Source organism: Massilia forsythiae, from assembly GCF_012849555.1.
Classification (GTDB): Bacteria; Pseudomonadota; Gammaproteobacteria; order Burkholderiales; family Burkholderiaceae_D; genus Telluria; species Telluria forsythiae.
In genome coordinates, this window is the sequence record NZ_CP051685.1 from 2,172,146 (window position 1) to 2,189,832 (window position 17,687).

The 17,687-nt window shown below is 66.8% G+C and carries 16 protein-coding genes; 7 read left to right on the forward strand and 9 right to left on the reverse strand.

Annotated elements, in window-relative coordinates:
* Positions 1-4: 4 nt before the first annotated feature.
* Positions 5-442 (reverse strand): hypothetical protein, encoded by a 438-nt coding sequence (locus HH212_RS09385; protein ID WP_170202240.1) that lies wholly within the window; start codon positions 440-442, stop codon positions 5-7.
* A gap of 217 nt (positions 443-659) precedes the next feature.
* Between HH212_RS09385 and HH212_RS09390 the strand changes: the two genes are divergently transcribed.
* Genes HH212_RS09390 through HH212_RS09400 form a run of 3 tightly spaced genes read left to right on the forward strand, consistent with a single transcriptional unit; the run spans position 660 to position 4,583 of the window.
* The gene (locus HH212_RS09390) at positions 660-1,292 is read left to right on the forward strand and encodes a 2Fe-2S iron-sulfur cluster-binding protein (protein ID WP_441295193.1); all 633 of its coding nucleotides are present in this window, start codon (positions 660-662) and stop codon (positions 1,290-1,292) included.
* A 10-nt stretch (positions 1,293-1,302) separates the two neighbouring features.
* A complete protein-coding gene (locus HH212_RS09395; protein ID WP_170202242.1) occupies positions 1,303-2,361 on the forward strand; it encodes an FAD binding domain-containing protein in 1,059 nt (352 codons plus the stop codon).
* On the forward strand, positions 2,358-4,583 hold the full coding sequence (locus HH212_RS09400) for a xanthine dehydrogenase family protein molybdopterin-binding subunit (protein ID WP_170202243.1): 2,226 nt from the start codon (positions 2,358-2,360) through the stop codon (positions 4,581-4,583). Before HH212_RS09395 ends, HH212_RS09400 begins: the two co-directional genes overlap by 4 nt.
* A 195-nt stretch (positions 4,584-4,778) precedes the next feature.
* Here the strand turns inward: HH212_RS09400 and HH212_RS09405 are convergent, their stop codons facing one another.
* The 8 genes from HH212_RS09405 to HH212_RS09440 all read right to left on the reverse strand — a co-directional run bounded on the left by HH212_RS09405 (position 4,779) and on the right by HH212_RS09440 (position 14,577).
* On the reverse strand, positions 4,779-6,329 hold the full coding sequence (locus HH212_RS09405) for a TolC family protein (RefSeq protein ID WP_170202244.1): 1,551 nt from the start codon (positions 6,327-6,329) through the stop codon (positions 4,779-4,781).
* 9 nt (positions 6,330-6,338) lie between these two features.
* Positions 6,339-7,337 (reverse strand): efflux RND transporter periplasmic adaptor subunit, encoded by a 999-nt coding sequence (locus HH212_RS09410; protein ID WP_170202245.1) that lies wholly within the window; start codon positions 7,335-7,337, stop codon positions 6,339-6,341.
* 1 nt (position 7,338) lies between these two features.
* A complete protein-coding gene (locus HH212_RS09415; RefSeq protein ID WP_170202246.1) occupies positions 7,339-7,545 on the reverse strand; it encodes a DUF1656 domain-containing protein in 207 nt (68 codons plus the stop codon).
* Entirely contained in the window at positions 7,542-9,602 is a 2,061-nt protein-coding gene (locus tag HH212_RS09420) for an FUSC family protein (RefSeq protein ID WP_170202247.1), read from the reverse strand. The genes HH212_RS09415 and HH212_RS09420 overlap by 4 nt, the downstream gene beginning before the upstream one ends.
* Entirely contained in the window at positions 9,599-10,111 is a 513-nt protein-coding gene (locus tag HH212_RS09425) for a MarR family winged helix-turn-helix transcriptional regulator (RefSeq protein ID WP_170202248.1), read from the reverse strand. The genes HH212_RS09420 and HH212_RS09425 overlap by 4 nt, the downstream gene beginning before the upstream one ends.
* A gap of 136 nt (positions 10,112-10,247) precedes the next feature.
* Complete coding sequence (locus HH212_RS09430; protein ID WP_170202249.1) at positions 10,248-10,886, reverse strand: HAD hydrolase-like protein; 639 nt, start codon at positions 10,884-10,886, stop codon at positions 10,248-10,250.
* Between the two features lie 131 nt (positions 10,887-11,017).
* Positions 11,018-12,175 carry a glycerophosphodiester phosphodiesterase gene (locus tag HH212_RS09435; protein WP_170202250.1) on the reverse strand — a complete coding sequence of 386 codons (1,158 nt, stop codon included), beginning with the start codon at positions 12,173-12,175 and terminating at the stop codon, positions 11,018-11,020.
* A complete protein-coding gene (locus tag HH212_RS09440) occupies positions 12,175-14,577 on the reverse strand; it encodes a TonB-dependent receptor (RefSeq protein ID WP_229217647.1) in 2,403 nt (800 codons plus the stop codon). The genes HH212_RS09435 and HH212_RS09440 overlap by 1 nt, the downstream gene beginning before the upstream one ends.
* A 328-nt stretch (positions 14,578-14,905) precedes the next feature.
* Between HH212_RS09440 and HH212_RS09445 the strand changes: the two genes are divergently transcribed.
* The 4 genes from HH212_RS09445 to HH212_RS09460 all read left to right on the forward strand — a co-directional run bounded on the left by HH212_RS09445 (position 14,906) and on the right by HH212_RS09460 (position 17,594).
* The gene (locus HH212_RS09445; protein WP_170202251.1) at positions 14,906-16,096 is read left to right on the forward strand and encodes an acyltransferase family protein; all 1,191 of its coding nucleotides are present in this window, start codon (positions 14,906-14,908) and stop codon (positions 16,094-16,096) included.
* A gap of 152 nt (positions 16,097-16,248) precedes the next feature.
* Complete coding sequence (locus HH212_RS09450; protein WP_170202252.1) at positions 16,249-16,740, forward strand: Hcp family type VI secretion system effector; 492 nt, start codon at positions 16,249-16,251, stop codon at positions 16,738-16,740.
* 12 nt (positions 16,741-16,752) lie between these two features.
* Entirely contained in the window at positions 16,753-17,226 is a 474-nt protein-coding gene (locus tag HH212_RS09455; protein WP_170202253.1) for a penicillin-insensitive murein endopeptidase, read from the forward strand.
* Positions 17,223-17,594: a hypothetical protein gene (locus HH212_RS09460; RefSeq protein WP_170202254.1), complete on the forward strand. Its 372-nt coding sequence runs from the start codon at positions 17,223-17,225 to the stop codon at positions 17,592-17,594. Before HH212_RS09455 ends, HH212_RS09460 begins: the two co-directional genes overlap by 4 nt.
* Positions 17,595-17,687 lie beyond the last annotated feature (93 nt).

A 17,687-nucleotide genomic window follows, 5' to 3' on the forward strand; every position in this document is an offset into this window, starting at 1 on the left:
GGGCTCAGCCGGCCGCCCCATCCGCGCGCTCGAACACCAGGTTTTTCCTGGCATCGAAGTGGAACACGCCGATCGGCTGCGCCTGCACGTCGGCCGACGGTTCCGGCAACTGGGTGCAGCCCACGGTTTCCACCTGCCACATGTCGTCGCCCGCGCGCAGCAGGAAGGTCTCCGTGCCCGTCGAGAACAGTTCCAGGGTGAAGTCGGCCAGCGGCATCTTGCCGAAGTCGAAGCGGCGCTGGCAGTCCGGCAGGTGCGAGGCGACCACGCTCAAGCCGGCCTGCTTGCTCCAGAAAACATTCTGCGTGACGAATACCGTCACCGCATGGTCGCGTCCGTCGATCAGGTAGCTGGCCGATTCGTTGACGCAGCCGGCGAGCAAGCCTGCCAGCAACAGCGGCGTCAGCGACAGCAATTTCGGGCGGGACAGGGGAAAACGCATGGTCGTTCCTGGTTGGCGATGCCGGGCAGCATCGCTGGCGCGAGTATAAAACCCTTCCAAGTATGCCTGCAACGGCGTTCGTTTCGCCGTATGTCGCCGCACGTCCGCAAGTAATTGATTTCCCGGAGGAATTGGCCCGTGACGCGCTCCGTGCTTTTTCGATTTCGGCGATCATGAACCGGCAACGTTTGTCCAGCCACCAAGGGAACGGTACGCCTTGCCGGCAAGCCGGCCCGCCTTTCGGGAAGCGAGTACAGCAATGCCACAAGACGACCAACACCAGGGCGAAGGACGTGTGCAGGACGCGCCGCCATCGCCTTTATCCCCCTATGCGCCGCCGCAAGCCGTGACGCTGCACATCAACGGCGCCGATCACGCGTTGACGATCGAGCCGCGCGTCACGCTGCTGGACGCGCTGCGCGAAGTCATCCACCTGACCGGCACCAAGAAGGGCTGCGACCGCGGCCAGTGCGGGGCCTGCACCGTGCTGGTCGACGGCCAGCGCATCAATGCCTGCCTGACGCTGGCGATCATGCACGAGGGCCGCGAAATCACCACGATCGAGGGCCTGGGCCAGGAAGGGCAGCCGCATCCGATGCAGCAAGCCTTCATGGATTGCGACGGCTTCCAGTGCGGCTACTGTACGCCGGGACAAGTCTGCTCGGCGGTGGCGCTGCTGGACGAGGTCAAGGCGCGCCAGGCCAGCATGCTGACCGATGGCGACGAGCTGGCGCCGGGCGCGCTCTCCGACGCCGAAATCCGCGAGCGCATGAGCGGCAACCTGTGCCGCTGCGGCGCCTATCCGAACATCGTCAAGGCGATCCGCAGCGTCGTGCTGCGCGAAGCGTGAAGGAGAGAATATGCAATCGATCTTCTACGACCGCGCCAACGACGTGGACCACGCCATCGAACTGGCGCGCCAGCCCGGCGCCAAATTCATCGGCGGCGGCACCAACCTGCTCGACCTGTACAAAAGCGGCATCGAAAAGCCGCTGCGCCTGGTGGACGTCAGCCGCCTGCCGCTGGCCGCCATCGAGGAAACGGCCGACGGCGGCCTGCGCATCGGCGCCATGGCGACCAACACCGCGGCGGCCAACCACCCGCTGGTGCGCCGGCGCTACCGCCTGCTGTCGGAAGCGCTGCTGAACGGCGCCTCGACCCAGCTGCGCAACATGGCGACCGTGGGCGGCAACCTGCTGCAACGAACGCGCTGCCATTACTTCACCGACCCGGCCTTCGAACACTGCAACAAGCGCGATCCCGGTTCCGGCTGCGACGCCATCGACGGCCACAACCGCATCCATGCGATCCTGGGCGCCAGCCCGGACTGCATCGCCACCCACCCGTCCGACATGGCGGTGGCGCTGGCCGCATTGGACGCCGTCGTCCACCTGCGGGGACCGGACGGCGCGCGCCAGGTGCCGCTGCTCGACTTTCACCGCTTGCCGGAAGACCGGCCGCAGGACGACACGGTGATCCGGCCGGGTGAACTGGTCACCGCGGTGGAACTGCCGCCGTCGCGCTGGGGAGAACATGCGCACTACCTGAAGGTGCGCGACCGCGCCAGCTATGCGTTCGCGCTGGTGTCGGTGGCGGCCGCGCTGGAACTGGACGGCGATACCGTGCGCGACGCGCGCATCGTGCTGGGCGGCGTGGCGCACAAGCCGTGGCGCGCGTACGCGGCGGAAGACGTTTTACGCGGCCAGGCATTGCATAGCGACGTATTGGCGCGCGCGGCCGCCGCCGCGGTGCAGGGCGCTCGACCCTGCCGCGACAACGCGTTCAAGGTCGAACTGGCCCGGCGCGCCGTGGTGCGCGCCATCCGGAATGCAGCCAACCCGCCGCAGACCGCCGCGCCGACGGGCGCGAACGTCATCCCGATCGTCCCGGCAGCGAGCAACCCAGGAGACCAGGCATGAGCAACATCGGCGCCCCCATCAACCGCATCGACGCCTGGGCCAAGGTCAGCGGCGCGGCACATTACGCGGCCGAGCACCCGGTCGAAGGCCTGGTCCACGCCGTGCTGGTCACGTCCACCATTGCCAGCGGGCGCGTGCTGCGCATCGACGACGGCGCGGCCCGGCAGGTGCCCGGCGTGCTGCTGGTGATGACGCCGCAGAACGCCCCGCGCCTGCCGCGCGAAACGAAAGACGGCAAGATCCAGCCGCCGGTCGGCCGCCGCCTGACCTTGTTGCAGGAAGACGAGGTCTACTACAACAACCAGCCCATCGCCGTGGTCGTGGCGGATACGCTGGAACACGCGCGCGACGCCGCGGCGCGCCTGCGCGTGGAATACGAGACGAAGCCGGCGGCGCTCGACTTCGGGCAAGCCAGGCAATCGCTGCGCACCCCGGAAAAGGTGATGGCCGAGGAATCCGACACCCGGCGCGGCGACCTGCTGGACGGCTGGCAGGCCGGCAGCACCCGCCTGGACGCCACCTACACCACGCCGATCGAACACCACAACCCGCTCGAGACCCACGCCACCATCGCCGAGTGGCGCCAGGGCGACGACGGCGGCGAGCGCCTGACGCTGCACGATTCGACCCAGTACATGAAGGGCGTGCAGCGCATCATGGCGGCGATCTTCGGCCTGCCGCCCGAACACGTGACGGCGATCTGCCCCTACGTCGGCGGCGGCTTCGGCTCGAAGGGCTCGGCGTGGTCGCACGTGGCCCTTGCCGCCATGGCCGCGAAGCAGGTTGGCCGTCCGGTAAAACTGTCGCTGGACCGCAACCAGATGTTCGGCCCGGTCGGCCAGCGCCCCAACACCGAGCAGCGCCTGCGCCTGGCGGCGCAGGAGGACGGCAGCCTCACCGCCTCCGTGCACGACACCGTCGCCTACACCTCAATGCTGGAAAACTGGATCGAGCCGTGCGGCCTGGTGACGCGCATGATGTACGCAACGCCCAACCAGCAGACCACGCACCGGCTGGCGCCGATGAACCTGGGCACGCCGACCTTCATGCGCGCGCCGGGCGAGGCGTCCGGCTCGTTCGCGCTGGAATCCGCCATGGACGAGCTGGCGCACCAACTGGGCATGGACCCGCTCGCGCTGCGCTTGCAGAACTACGCCGAGCGCGATCCCGGCAAGGAGTTACCGTGGTCGAGCAAGTCGCTGCGCCAGTGCTACGAGATCGGCGCCGAACGCTTCGGCTGGAAGGAGCGCGATGCACGACCGCGCTCGATGCGCCGCGACGGCAAGCTGGTCGGCTGGGGCATGGCCAGCGCGACGTATCCGACCAACCGCTCGCCGGGCGAATGCGCGGCCGCCATGCTGGCGGACGGCACGGCGCTGTTCCGCTCATCGACCCAGGACCTGGGCACCGGCACCTACACCGTCATGACGCAGATCGCCGCCGACGCGCTGTGCCTGCCGGTCGAGCGCGTGCGCTTCGAACTGGGCGATTCGACGCTGCCGGAAGCGCCGGTCTCGGGCGGCTCGACCACGGTCGCCAGCGTCGGTCCGGCGGTGCAGGCGGCCGGCCATGCGCTGCGCCTGAAACTGACCGGCATCGCGCTGGCCGACGAACGTTCGCCGCTGTGCGGCGCGACGGCCGACGGCGTCGGCGCCGAGCAGGGCGAGCTGTACCTGCTGGCCGATCCGTCGCGGCGCGAAACGCTGGCGGCCATCGTCGCGCGCCATGGCGGGGACGGGATCGAGGTCATTGCCAGGACCGAACCCGGAAGCGAAAAGGAGCAGTATTCGATGCACGCCTTCGGCGCCATCTTCATCGAGGTAGAAGTCGACGAAGACCTGGGCGAGATCCGCGTGCCGCGCGCGGTCGGCGTGTACGGCGTCGGCCGCCTGATGAACGAAAAGACCGCCTACAGCCAGCTGATGGGCGGCATCGTCTGGGGCATCAGCCTGGCGCTGTTCGAGGCGACCCTGATCGACGGTCGCGCGGGCCGGGCGGTGAACGGCAACCTGGCCGAATACCACGTGCCGACCAATGCCGACATCCAGTCGATCGACGTGCAGATCGTCGACGAGGACGACCCGCACGTGAACCCGCTGGGGGCGAAGGGGATCGGCGAGATCGGCATCACCGGCGTGGGCGCGGCGGTGGCGAATGCAGTGTTCCACGCGACCGGCAGGCGGGTGAGGGATTTGCCGATTACCCTGGATAAGCTGTTGTGATGCAGGTGTGGTGATGCGTGGATTGTCGCTATAGCGGCAACGACCGCACCGCGTCGTCCCCGCGCAGGCGGGGACCCATGCTGAGTTTCCGAAGTCACATCAGCAAACGTGCATCGCTGTTTTGATAGGACGGATATTGAAACTTCGTATGGGTCCCCGCCTGCGCGGGGACGACGAATTTGGTGCTATCGGTGCTTATTGCGGCGCGTGACTGCCATGCGTACCAACCGCTGCGACGCCGTGTTCGACGCCGTGCGCAGTAGGTCCACCACCGGTCGCCGCGCCATGCCCTTCGCCGTGCGCTGGCCGCGTATTTTCCCACCCACCGCCCAGCGCCAAAAACAGCTGCGCCTGGTCCATCGCCAGCTGTGCATCCGACGCCGCCAGCACGCTTTCCGCGCTGGCCAGCGTGCGGTCCGCATCCAGCGCCGCCAAAAAGTCGGTGCGGCCGAACTGGTACAGTTTCGCCGTCTGGCGCGCCGCCAGTGCGCTTTGCTCGCGCGCCGCGCGCAGGGCGGCGTTGCGGTCGAGTTCGCGGGCATAGACGGTCAGCGCGCTCTCGGTCTCGCGCAGCGCGTTCAGCACCACCGCGTCGAACCTGGCCAGCGCGCCGGCGCTCGATGCGTTGGCTTCGCGGATGTGCACGCGCGCCGAACTGGTCGACGGCAGGTTCCACGAGATCAGCGGCCCCACCGAGAACTTCCAGGTATTGACCGCGCCGGCATCCTTGATGAAGCCGACGCCGCCGAACGAGGCGCCCAGGCTGACGTTCGGGTACAGCTCGGCGGTGGCGACGCCGATGCGCGCCGTGGCGCCGGCCAGCTGGCGCTCGGCCTGGCGCACGTCGGGACGGCGGCGCAGCAGGGCGGCGCCGTCGCCGACCGGGATGGCGCTGGCCACGCGCGGCGGCGTGGCGCATTTCGCCACCTCGGCCGGGAAGCGGCTCGGCACCTCGCCGGTCAGCACCGCCAGGCGGTACAGCGCGGTGCGCTGGCGCGCCGCCAGCGGCGGCAGGTTGGCGCGCAGCTGGTCCAGCTGGGCCTGGGCGCGGCTGTTGTCGATGGCGATGCCGCGTCCGCCCTGCACGCGCTCCGCGGTCAGCTTGGCGAAGCGCTGCTGCAGGTCGACCGATGCCTGCGCCACTTTCAGCTGGTAGCCGGCCGAGCAGGCGTCCGCGTAGGCGCGCGTGGTGTCGGCGGCGACCGTCACGTGGGCCAGGTCGCTGGCGGCCTGCGCCGCGTCCTGGTCGGCTTGCACCGCCTCGATGGCGCGGCGGATGCGGCCCCACATGTCGACCTGGTAGGCGACCTTGATGTCGGCCTCGTACAAACCGCCGGCCGGAATCTCTTCCGGAATGCCGAGCGAGGCGCCGGCGATGCGCCCGTACTGCGGCGCCGCGGCGATCTCGACTTCCGGACGCTTCTTTTCCTCGACTTCTTCCAGCACCGCGTGCGCGCGCTGCAAATTGGCGGCGGCCACGCGCAGGTCGGCGTTGGCGCTGAAGGCCTTGGCGATCAGGCCGTCCAGTACCGGGTCCTGGTACAAATGCCACCAGTCGGCCGGCAGCGGGTCGGAGGTGTACGATTTTTCTGCGGCGCCGAGGAAGGGTGCGTTGGCTTCCGGACGTTTTACGGCAGCCTGGTCCGGCACATGGTAATTCGGGCCGACGGTGGTGCAGGCGGCGAGGGCCGCCGCCAACGCCGTCAGCGTCAGCGCGCGGCGGGTGAGGGAGGGGTATCGGTTCATGTTCATTCCTTAATGCGGGGCTGCGGCGCTGGCCGGCGCGTGAGCTGCCGCCGTGGCCGGCGCTGCGGCCACCGTGGCAGGAGCGCCAGCCGCCGGCGCTTTCGCAGCCGGCGTGGCCGGGGCGCTCTGCTGCGCCGTCCGCGGCAGTACTTTTACCGTCGCCGTCTGCCCCGCCACCAGGCGCACAGTCGCCGGCAGCGGATCGAGCGCGATGCGCACCGGAATGCGCTGGGCCAGGCGCACCCAATTGAAGGTCGGGTTCACGTTGGGCAGCATGTTGGCGCCGGTGCTGCGGTCGCGGTCGGCGATGCCCTCGGCGATGCTTTCCACATGGCCGTGGAACGGCTGGCGGGTGCCCATCAGGGTCACGTCGACGCGGTCGCCGAGTGCGATGCCGGGCAGCTTGGTCTCTTCGAAATAGCCTTCCACATAAAAGCTGTTGCGGTCGACCAGCGCCATCACGGGCCGCGCCGCGGTGGCATAGGCACCTTCGCGCAAATCGAGGTTGGTGACGATGCCGTCCACCGCCGAGACCACGTGCGCACGCTCCAGGTTCAATCTGGCGATGTCGCGCGCGACCACCGCCTGCGCCAGCGTGGCGCGCGCCTGGTCGCTGCGGGTCTGGCCCTGCTCGCGGGTTTCCTGCGACACCAGGTCGTCCAGCTGGGTATTACGCTTGTTTTCGCGCTGCGACTGGCCCAGCGCCGCCTCGGCCGCGGTCACCTGCGCCTCGCTCTGGCGCAGCGCCAGCTCGAAGCGGGCACGGTCGATCTCGAACAGCGGCTGGCCCGCGCTCACCGGCTGGTTGTCGTGCACGTACACCTTGGTCACCTGGCCGGTCACGTCCGGCGCCACCTGCACCACGTCCGCCTTGACGCGGCCGTCGCGCGTCCAGGGCTCGACCTCGTAGTGGCGCCACAGCTGCCAGCCGGCATAGGCGGCGCCGGCGGCGAACAGCAAGGTGAATCCGACCCGGCCGATCGCCGGCAAAGAAATTTTGGAAGCCATCTCAAGACCAGTTGCGTGTGAAATACGCCAGCGCGCCGAGCACGATGACGAACAGGGATACATCGAACAATGCCGGGTGCCACACCAGGCGATACAAGCCGGTGCGCGCCAGCACCAGGTTCAACAGGCGCATCACCAGCAGCGCCGCCAGCGTCAACAGCAGCAGCGGCGGCACGTACAGGCCGTAAATACTGACTTCGCCGATCATCGGCCCTCCTCATCGGTTGCGATTTCATACAACGCCGGCTGCCACGGCGCCGCCTGCGGGAACAGGTCGCGCCGCATGCCGGTGAGCGCGGCCAGCGCCTCGCACTGGGCGGCGTCGTGCGGGCCGGCGCACACCGCGCGCAGGGCATTGTCGAGCGTGTCCAGCAGCTGCGCCTCGGCGGCGGCGTCGACCTGCGGTCGGCGCGCGAAGTGGCGCGACAGTGCCGCCATCAGCGGCCGCAGCGCCGCCTCGCCGCGGCCCAGCCGGGGCCGCACTTCCTGCAGCATCGTCATGTTCAGGCCGATGCGCAGGTCGCGCAGCGTATCGACCGCCTGCAGGTCTTCGTGGTTGCCGGCCAGCGCCAGGCGCGGGGTCAGCAGGCCGATGCGGTCGACCATGCGCGCCGAGAAGGTCGCCAGCGGCACCACGCGCTCGCCGCTGCCCAGGCGGGACAATTCGCGCCAGCCGGCCTTGAGCAGGCGGCGCGCGGTCCAGGCGGCGCCGACGCGGCGCAGCATGCCGGTCATCACCGCGGCCACCGTCAAGCCGAACACCTGCGACAGCATGCTGTTGGTGAAGGTGACCATGTCGGCATTGTGGGTGTCGACCATGGCCAGCGTGCCGCACACGCCGAACAGGAAGGGCATGGCGCGCCCGAAGGTGGCGGAGCGCGCCAGCAGCACGCCCAGCACCAGGAACAGCGGCGCGCACACCAGCACCAGCGTCTCGAAGCCGTGCACCGCCGGCAGCAGCACCAGCAGGTACAGCGCCGACGCCGGAATCGAATAAATCGTATAGGTCAAAAAACTCTTGATGAACGGGACCGGATCGTCCTGGGTGGCGAAGAAGCAGCACAGCACCGCGCACATCATCGGCGCGGCGGAACCGGCCGGCCAGCCGGTCAGGATCCAGAAGGCGCAGCAGGTCAGCGTGGCCGCCACCGCGGCGAATGCCGACAGCAGCGCCATACCGCGGTCCTGGTGCAAAGCGCTGACCGGCACGCCGGGCAGGTTGCGCACCGCGTCCGGCAGGCGCCCGTGCATGCCGCTGTCGATGTGAGCGCGCAGGGTGCGCGTGTCGACACAGATGTCGATCAGGCGGCGCAGGCGCGCGGCCAGGTTCAGTTCGATCAGGCCGCTCCAGCCGAGCGTGCGGTCGACACGCGGCGCCAGCGCGTCGATGCGCCCGTGCAGGGCGGCGCCGGCGGCCGGCAGCGGCGCGCCGGGGCCGGCGTCGATCAATGCGGTGACGTCCTTGAGCAGCGCATCCCAGCGTTCCGACACGGTGCGCGCCTTGATGTCGCGCAGGGCGCCCAGGCGGTCCTCGATGGCCGAGACGACCGGCACGCTCTGCGCCAGGCGCTCCTGCAGCGCATTGACCGCCTTGCCGGTCCAGCGCAGGCACGAGGTATCGAACGGCAGGTGCACGCTCATCATGCGCAGTTCCGTGATGTCGCCGGCCAGCTTGCGGCGCTCGCCCGCGCTGCGCGCGTCGCCGGCTGGATTGAGGGCGTCGCGGATCCAGGCGTGGGCGTCCTTGACCGCGTTGTCCAGGCGCGCCAGCAGCACCGGACCGTAGGCCTGCGGCAGCACCAGGCTGTGCACCAGCGTCGCGCAGGTAATGCCCAGCACGATCTCCTCGACGCGCGCCAGCGCGATGTCGAACACCGCTTCCGGCTGGTTCACGGCCGGGAAGGCGATCAGGCCGGCGGTATACCCGGCCAGCATCAGCATGTACGAGCGCGGCGTGCGGTCCAGCAGCGAAAAATACAGGCAGGCGCCGATCCACAGCGCCAGCACCAGCGACAGCAGCTCGGGAGAATTCACCAGCTGCGGCACGGCGAAGGTCACCATGATCGCGCCCAGCACGGTGCCGCCGGCGCGGTACAACCCCTTGGAGCGGGTCGGACCGGCGAACGGCGCGGCGACGATGTACGAGGTCATCATCGCCCAGAACGGGCGCGGCAGTCCGATGCGCATCGATAGATATACCGAGAGCATCGCTGCCGCGAAGGATTTGACGGAGAACAGCAGCTCCGTCCGGCTTGCCAGCTTCATGCGCGCTTGCGCTCCGCGGCGGTGTCCTGCCTGGCGTTGTCGTCGGCTGCGCCGGTGGCAGCGATGTTGGCGATCGCCGCCGGCAAGCCGCCCAGCACGCGCAGGCAGGCTTCGACGTCGGGCGCGTCGAACTGGCCGAACAGCTTGCGGCGGAACGGGGTCAGGGCCTGGTCCATCAGGGTGGCGGTCTTTTGCCCCTCGTCTGTCAGGCGCAGGATCTTGGCGCGGCGGTCGTTGGGGTCTTCCTGGCGTTCCAGCAGGCCGGACTCGATCAGGTGGTCGACCACGCGCACCAGCGACGAGGCTTCCAGGCTCAGCGTTTCGGCCAGGATACCGGGGCGCACGCCGCTGTCGCCGAAGCGGCTGATCACCAGCACCGGCAAACCGGTCGCCTGCGACAGGCCGTAGTCGGCCGCGACCTTGTCGGCGGCGGCGCGGTAGGCGCGCGAGGCGTGGGTGAGGGCGGCGGTCAATTGGCTCAGGAGCTGGTCCGGCAGGATCGTGGGCATGTAAATATTTGTATTGGACACTGTTTATATGCGAAAGTTTAGCATGCGAAGTAATTTCTTTCAACTCGGCGTGGATCGTGTGGCCGGCGAAGCCGCCTCGCCGGCCACGTCCACCCCGTGTGACTGTCGGGATGAATTACGCGGTGTCTACGCCGGCAATCCGCCGCAACGCGTGCGGCGTGACGAACTCGCACGCGCATCCTTCCGCGCGCAGGGCCTCAATGGTGGCATAGCCCCAATGCACGGCGCCGAACGCCACCTTGGCAGCGTGTGCGCCTTCCGCATCGGTGCCCTGGTCGCCGACATAGATCGCGTCCCGCGCCGCCACGCCCTGCACCTTGAGCACCGCGCGGATCCGCCCCGCCTTGCCGAATACCGACATGCCGCACTCGAACTGGGCGATCAGCCCCGCCAGTTCCGGCCCGAGGATGCGCCGCACGTTGTGTTCGGCATTCGACGACACCAGCGCCAGCCGCACGCCGTGCGCGGCCAGGTGGCGCAGCGCCTCGGCGACGCCGTCGAACAGCGGGATCGTGTCGGCGTGTTCCGTCATCATCGCCATGAAGCTGCGCGAGGCCAGCGGCAGCTTCCAGGCCGGCATGCCGACGTGCGCCATCATCTGGCGCACGCCGTGGTGGCGCAGCTGGCCGGCGCGGCTGACGTCGATGCGCCGGAAGCCGTGCTTGTCGGCGATGACGTTGAAGACGCTGAGGAAGAAGGGAAAGGAGTCGGCCAGCGTGCCGTCGAAGTCGAAGATCGCGAGTCGGTAGGTCATGCGGCATCATCGCATGGACGGATCGCAAGGGCGCAACCGGTCATTATTTCCGGTCTGCCGGAATCTATCTACAACGCACTCTCGGCCCCTGCCTCGTCGTGCACAGGCTGACGAGGCACATAGCGTGCGCGTCAGCTCGCTGCCGACAAACGCCCGATCGCCGTCCTTGCCAGCGCCGTATCGTCGCTGAACAAGCCGTCGATGCCGGTGTCCAGGTAGCGCCGGATCTCGGCGATCGACCCCGCCTCGTTGCGCGCGTTCGGTCCGTCGCCGTTGCGGAAATCGGCCGCCAGGAACGCGTTCTCCGGCCGGAACGTCCACACCACCACCTGCAGGCCGGCCGCGTGCGCGTCCTCCACCAGTGCGGTCGGCCTGGCCAGGCGCTCGCCGGCACCCAGCGGGATCACGGCGCGCGTGATCGGCGCCACCACGTCGGCGTACTTGGCCACGTCGCGCAGGCCGCGGCGCGACACCATCTCGCCGTAAGTCAGGCCGCCGCCGACCAGCGCCACGTCCGCCGGACGCATGGCGTCGTACTTGCCGCCGGCGACGACCAGCTGCGCCAGGCGCACGTTGTCGCGCCGGCCGAACGCCTTGCGCAGCGCCTTCAGGTTGGCGGTCTCGAAGGATTGCACCGTGACCGGTGCGCGGCGCGTGTAGGCGTGCGCGTTCAGGGTCGACATGAAGCGCTCTTCCAGCGGCAGGCCGGCATTGGCGAACCAGGTCGAGTGCTTCAGTTCCGGAACCAGGCCGATGATGCGCCCGCGCGCCGCCGCCTCGGCCGCCACGAAGTCGATGACTTCTTCCAGGCTGACCACCTGGAACTGGCCGTCCCAGGCAGTGCCGCGCATGGCCGGCAGGCGTTCCACCGCGCGCAGCGTCTTCAGTTCGGCGAACGTGAAGTCGGACACGAACCAGCCCTCGTGCGCCTCGCCGTCGATTACTTTGCGGTTCCTGCGGGCGGCGAACTCGGGGCGCGCGGCGACGTCGGTGGTGTCGGTGATGGCGTTTTCGTGGCGCGCCACCAGCACGCCGTCGCGGGTGCAGACCAGGTCCGGCTCGACGAAGTCGGCGCCGTCGGCGATCGCCCTGGCGTAGGACGCCAGCGTGTGCTCGGGCCGCAGCGCGCTGGCGCCGCGGTGGGCGTACAGCGTGGGCCTGGATGCCGGGTCGAGGCGGCGCGCTTGCGCCGCGGCCAAGCGCGGCAGGCCGGCCAGGCCGACGGCGGCGGCCGTGCCTTTCAACAGGCGCCGCCGCAGCGGGTCGCAAGGCAGGAGGATCGGCCGCATCAGATATCCGCTTTCAAGGTGACGAATCCCATGCGCGGCGGGATCGGGTAGGTGGCGTAGCTGCCGCTCGGCTGGCCCACCACCGGCTGCAGCGGGCCTTCGCGATTCAGCAGGTTGGTCGCGCTCACGGTCCAGCGCAGGTTTTTCAAGAAGCCGGCCGACAACGGTACTTTACCGGATACGCTCAACCCCATCAGGAAATAACCGGGGATGTCCAGGTCGTTGGTGTAGGTGGCGTAGCGCCTGCCGACGTAGTCGCCCGACAGCTGCAGTTCGACGTCCGCGCCCGGCTTGACGGTGGCGACGAACTTGTTCATCCACTTCGGCGTGTTGGGCACGGTCTTGCCCGCGGTCGGGACCAGCGTGGTGCCGGAATAATAGCTGTCCTGGTATTCGGAGCGGTTGTATGAGAGCGCGTCGTAGAACGAGAACGCGCGCCCGAAGTGCAGCGTGCCGGCCAGGTCGACGCCGTCGGTCTTGACGCTGCCGACGTTGGACAGGATCGTGGTGCCGCCGGCGAACGAGGTGATGATCGGGTTCGAGCTGATCGCCAGCTGGCGGTCGCGGAAGGTGACGTGGTACAGCGCCACCTGGCCGTCGAAGCCGGTCAAGGCGCCCAGGGCCAGGGTGCGCGAATCGCGCAGGCCCAGCTCGTAGGTGACCGAGGTTTCCGGCTTCGCCGTGGCCTTGAAATAGTCGAACGCGGCCTGCGACGACAGGCTCCAGGGCGAATTGCCGCCGCCGCCGTAGGTCATGAACTGGCGCAGGTTCTTTTGCACGTTGGCGAACAGCTGGTCGCTCGTCGACACGTCCCAGCGTGCGCCGACGCCGGGCAGGAACCATTTCCGGGTGTCGATCTTCCCTTCCGGCAGGCCACCGGTGGCGGTGGCGCTGATCGCCCTGGGCAGCGTGTTGACCGGGAAGCGGCCCTCGGCGAACTGCAGGCTGGATTTGAAGCCGCCCTGCAGCACCAGGTCGGGACGCAGGCGCCATTCGTCCTGCAGGTGCAGCTGCACCACCTTGTTGTCGATGTCGCTGCCATACTGCGTGATGAGTGGATTGCGCGGGCGCGTGTAGGGCGAACTCGGGTTGTTCACGTCCAGCGCATACCAGCGGCGGTAGGCGCCCGAGTTGTTGTGCTCGAACCAGAGGCCGCCCTGGATGCGGTGCGCGCCCAGTTCCCAGCGCAGGTTGGATAGCCAGCCCTGGCGGTTGATCCTGTACTCGGTGGTGCGGGTGGCGTAGCCGGAGCCGCCGAAGATCGTCTTCAAATCCTGGTTCGGGTAATACACGCGGAACAGTCCCGGCAGGCCGGCCTGGTTGATCGGGCCGGCGACCACGCCGACGCCGTCGTTGTGGTGGAAGTAGTACTGGTTCGACCAGGTGACATCGTCGCTGATGAAGGCCTCGTACCTGGCGTAGGCGAGCTTGTCGGTGCGCTGGGCGTCGCTGTAGTAGTTGCGAAAGTTGGCGCCGACCGACGCCGGCGGTGCGCCGTTGGCATCGAGGTAGGCCAGCGCGGCGCGGAAGTCCGGGTACAGGAAGGGACGCGTGTAGGGCGAGTTCAGCCCGGCCTGGTGCAGCGACGAATCCTCGTTCGGCTCGGTCTTGTCGGACCAGTCGGCGAACAGCGTCAGCTTGCCCCGGTTGTCCTGGTGCACGAATTTGGCGTTGAACTGGTCGTTGCTCTGGCGGCCATTGAAATCCCAGGCCTTGGCCTCGTGGTGCAGGCCGGACAGGAAGAAGCTGTTGCCGCCGCCAATGTCTCCCGAATCGAAGCGCACGAAGCTGCGCGTGGCCTGGTGGCTGCCCAGCGTCTGCTGCAGGCCGATATTGCGGCGCTTGGCCGGGTCGGTCGAATAGGTCTCGATGGTGCCGCCCAGGTTGTTGGTCGACGGCGTGCCGAGGTCGCCGGCGCCGGTGGCCAGCACCACGCTGCGCACGTTCTCGCTGGTGAGCGCGCGCTGCGGCGCCAGGCCGTTGTAGTTGCCGTAGCTCTGGTCGCCGAGCGGCACGCCATCCATGGTAAAGCCCATTTGCTGGGCGTTGAAGCCGTGCACGAACAGCGACAGGTTCTGCTCGTTGTTGCCCCACGGGTCGGCGGTCTGGAAGCTGACGCCGGGCAGGGCCTGCAGCGCTTTCAATGGATTCACGCCCGGCAGCACCTTCTGGATCTCGGCGCCTTTCAAGGCCACCGAGGAGCGCGTCTTGCGGGTCGAGATCTCGACGGTGGCGATGGCGCCGGCGGGCGTGGTGTCCTGGATGGCCGGGGCGGCCGCTGCCGGCGGCGCGTCCTCGGCAATGGCAGGTTTGTCGTCGGCATGGGCGGCCGCGGCGCACAGCATGGCGACGGCGAAGGCGATCAGGGAAGGGCGCGGGACAGCGGAAGTGGTCGGGTTCATCGAACGGGGCGGACGGTTGGAATGCGCCGCAGATTAGTCCTGCAAGATGACCGGCTTATTTCTTTTACATGAATAATTGATTACTTGATTTCATCACATTTGTGGCTGCCGGCAACCGGATCGGATCGCCATCCTGCGCGATGTCGACTGGTTCTTTGCCAAATAACGTAAAAATGGCATGTAAATACCGATAATTGGAAGAAGTTACCGAATGTAACGCGCTGCCTCGATGTTTCCGGCTCGGCTATAGTGCGTCACCCGGCCATTTCGACAACATTGTGAATCTATTTGCGCCGGGTGACACATTGTTGAGTAAGGCTGGAACCCCATGAGTGGAGCAACCACGGCGCCCGGATCGGCGCGCACCAGGCAGACACAGTTCGTCCTGATTGATTTTCTCAAAGCCGGATCGGCGCAATTGATCGTGCTGCATCACCTGGCCTTCTACGGGCCAATGTCCGACCACGCGCGCACCATCATGCCGGCGCTGGTCGACTGGCTCTACGATTATGCGCGCATCGCCGTGCAGGTCTTCCTCGTCGTCGGCGGCTTCCTGGCGGCGAAATCCCTGTCGCCGCAGGGCTTGCCCGGCATCGCCGACCCCGTGCAGACCATCTGGCGCCGCTACGTCAAGCTGGCGCCGCCCTTCATCGTGGCGATGCTGCTGGCGATCGCCGCCTCGGCCGTGGCCGGCCTGTGGATGACCGACGATTCGATTTCCCCGCCGCCGACCATCGGCCAACTGGGCGCGCACGTGCTGTTGCTGCATGGGGTATTGGGCTATGAATCGCTGTCGGCCGGCGCCTGGTATGTGGCGATCGATTTCCAGCTGTATGCGTTGACGACGCTGCTGCTGTGGTTTTCCGGGACCTTGGCCGGGCGCCGCGCGCCGTGGCTGATGCCGTTGCTGGTGGCGGCCGGTGTCGGCGCGTCGCTGCTGTATTTCAACCGCGATGCCGATTGGGATGTGTGGGCGCCGTATTTCTTCGGCAGTTATGGCCTGGGTATCCTGGCCTGGTGGGCCGGCGATCCGGCGCGCAAGCCGGGCATGTCGATGGGCTTGTTGTCGCTGATGGCGTTGCTGGCGACGGTGGCGCTGGGCGTGGATTTCCGCAGCCGCATCGCGGTGGCGTCGGTGGTGGCCGGGGTGCTGTTCCTGTTCGGGCGTACGCGCCTGACGCACTGCGCGGGTAGCGCTTTCAAGGTGATCGATGCGCTGGCGAAGATATCGTTTTCGGTGTTCCTGGTTCACTTTCCGGTGTGCCTGGTGGTGAATGCGCTGTTCACGCGTTTCGTGCCGGAGCAGGCATACCTGCAGACGATCGGCGTGCTGTTGGCGTGGAGTGCCAGCCTGGGTGCGGGCGCGCTGTTCCAGCGCTGCATCGAAGCGCCGCTCGGCCGTGTTTTGGGTGAGGTGGCTCGGCGCAATCCGCAAGCCATTCCCGTCATGTCATGGGCACGCGCAACCGTGCCGGTCAGGCATACGGGCGTGTTCAAGACGCGACTGATCGATCGCTGACTGCTGTTTCTCATGAGATTGTTGAGGGAGCGCATCGTCTACCTGATGTGTTCCAGCGAATACTTCAAAACGCTACCGCTTCTATTCGAGAATGAGTCTTGCCGGGGGCAAGGCTGTATGAAGCGGTCAACCTCAACTCTGGAGTCACGCTCATGGCAATCGATGTCTATCTGCAGATCGACGGTATCAAAGGCGAATCCCAGGATTCCACGCACCAAGGCTGGATCGAACTGACATCGGCGCAGTGGGGCGTATTGCAGCCCAAGTCAGCAACGGCATCGACGGCAGGCGGTCACACTGCCGAACGTTGCGAACACCGCAGCATCACGGTAACGAAACTGGCCGACCTTTCTTCACCGCTATTGATGCAAACCTGCTCGTCAGGAAAGACCATTCCCAAGGCCAAGCTGGAGTTCATGCGTGCCGACAGCGATGGCAAACCGGTCAAGTACTACGAAGTCGAGCTGGAAAATGTACTGATCGGCAGCATCAATCAGGCGGTACACGAAGGCAGCATTCTGCAAGATGCCGTAGCGCTCAAATTTTCGAAAGTTAAGTGGAAGTACACGCAACAGAAGATCGGTGGCGGCTCTGGGGGCAATACGGCCGGCGGTTGGGATCTGGCGACCAATCGTATCGCATAAACGGAGGCCACCATGCTCGAAGTCCAACCAAGGGATTCGCGTGGCTATTTCATGTTGCCGCAAGCGCCCGACGACGCCGGTTACTATGTATATGGAACACCCGAGAAGGGGAGAGGACACTACGCTCACCCTGAAATGATGACACTTCTCTTTGTGGTTGAACGCGAGTGGCAAGCCATCGACCGGAGGAAATTTGGGGTTGGGAATATCAGCTTGGCCGGAGGCGGCAAGTTCAAGCCGCACGACTCCCACATGGATGGTCTTCAAGTCGATATCCGCCCCCTGCGAAAGGATGGCGCGCGGGTTGGCGTCAACTATTTCCAGGCAGCTTATGACAAAGAAGCGACGGCACGTCTCATCGGCATTTTCCAATCCCATCCAGCAGTAACCAAAGTGTTCTTCAACGACCTGAGTATTTCTGGAGTTAGGCCGCTAGTGCATCATGACGATCATTTCCATGTAGCGATACGAGCGAGTGTGCGATGAAGAAGATCGTGGCAATTATCGGAGCAAGTGCGCTGCTTTCCTTGGCATATGCTACCGAGCAAGCTCAATGGCCTGCACCCTATCGGCAGTTCAAGGGGGAGTACACCATTTATTCTGGCGAGTTGGGCGATCAGCAGGCACCTACTCACAGTGATCGCAAGCTTTCCTTCATCATCGAGGGGCAACCAGCAAAAGAAATTTTCAATGCCATGCCTCCTGACGACAAGGAGACCTGTAGTGGCGAAAAAGGCGCACGCAGTCGGAGCAAGGATAAGGTCTGGTGTACTTTCAATTCGGGTAGTGGGTACACCTGCTACTTTGGATTTGACCTGCGCACCGGTAAAAGCATTGCTGGTGGTCTATGTTAAGGAAATGGCTTCCGCAGCGCGCCATTGGCAGTAAAAAAATTTGTCCTCGCGCTCAAGCAATGGCAGCAGAAGCGGCCGGCGTTATTCGTTCAA

Excerpts from the sequence above, each read along its gene's own strand:
- HH212_RS09385 (WP_170202240.1), bottom strand. The coding sequence starts at position 442 with ATGCGTTTTCCCCTGTCCCGCCCGAAATTGCTGTCGCTGACGCCGCTG.
- HH212_RS09395 (WP_170202242.1), top strand. The coding sequence starts at position 1,303 with ATGCAATCGATCTTCTACGACCGCGCCAACGACGTGGACCACGCCATC.
- HH212_RS09400 (WP_170202243.1), top strand. The coding sequence starts at position 2,358 with ATGAGCAACATCGGCGCCCCCATCAACCGCATCGACGCCTGGGCCAAG.
- HH212_RS09405 (WP_170202244.1), bottom strand. The coding sequence starts at position 6,329 with ATGAACCGATACCCCTCCCTCACCCGCCGCGCGCTGACGCTGACGGCG.
- HH212_RS09410 (WP_170202245.1), bottom strand. The coding sequence starts at position 7,337 with ATGGCTTCCAAAATTTCTTTGCCGGCGATCGGCCGGGTCGGATTCACC.
- HH212_RS09415 (WP_170202246.1), bottom strand. The coding sequence starts at position 7,545 with ATGATCGGCGAAGTCAGTATTTACGGCCTGTACGTGCCGCCGCTGCTG.
- HH212_RS09420 (WP_170202247.1), bottom strand. The coding sequence starts at position 9,602 with ATGAAGCTGGCAAGCCGGACGGAGCTGCTGTTCTCCGTCAAATCCTTC.
- HH212_RS09425 (WP_170202248.1), bottom strand. The coding sequence starts at position 10,111 with ATGCCCACGATCCTGCCGGACCAGCTCCTGAGCCAATTGACCGCCGCC.
- HH212_RS09430 (WP_170202249.1), bottom strand. The coding sequence starts at position 10,886 with ATGACCTACCGACTCGCGATCTTCGACTTCGACGGCACGCTGGCCGAC.
- HH212_RS09435 (WP_170202250.1), bottom strand. The coding sequence starts at position 12,175 with ATGCGGCCGATCCTCCTGCCTTGCGACCCGCTGCGGCGGCGCCTGTTG.
- HH212_RS09440 (WP_229217647.1), bottom strand. The coding sequence starts at position 14,577 with ATGAACCCGACCACTTCCGCTGTCCCGCGCCCTTCCCTGATCGCCTTC.
- HH212_RS09445 (WP_170202251.1), top strand. The coding sequence starts at position 14,906 with ATGAGTGGAGCAACCACGGCGCCCGGATCGGCGCGCACCAGGCAGACA.
- HH212_RS09450 (WP_170202252.1), top strand. The coding sequence starts at position 16,249 with ATGGCAATCGATGTCTATCTGCAGATCGACGGTATCAAAGGCGAATCC.
- HH212_RS09455 (WP_170202253.1), top strand. The coding sequence starts at position 16,753 with ATGCTCGAAGTCCAACCAAGGGATTCGCGTGGCTATTTCATGTTGCCG.
- HH212_RS09460 (WP_170202254.1), top strand. The coding sequence starts at position 17,223 with ATGAAGAAGATCGTGGCAATTATCGGAGCAAGTGCGCTGCTTTCCTTG.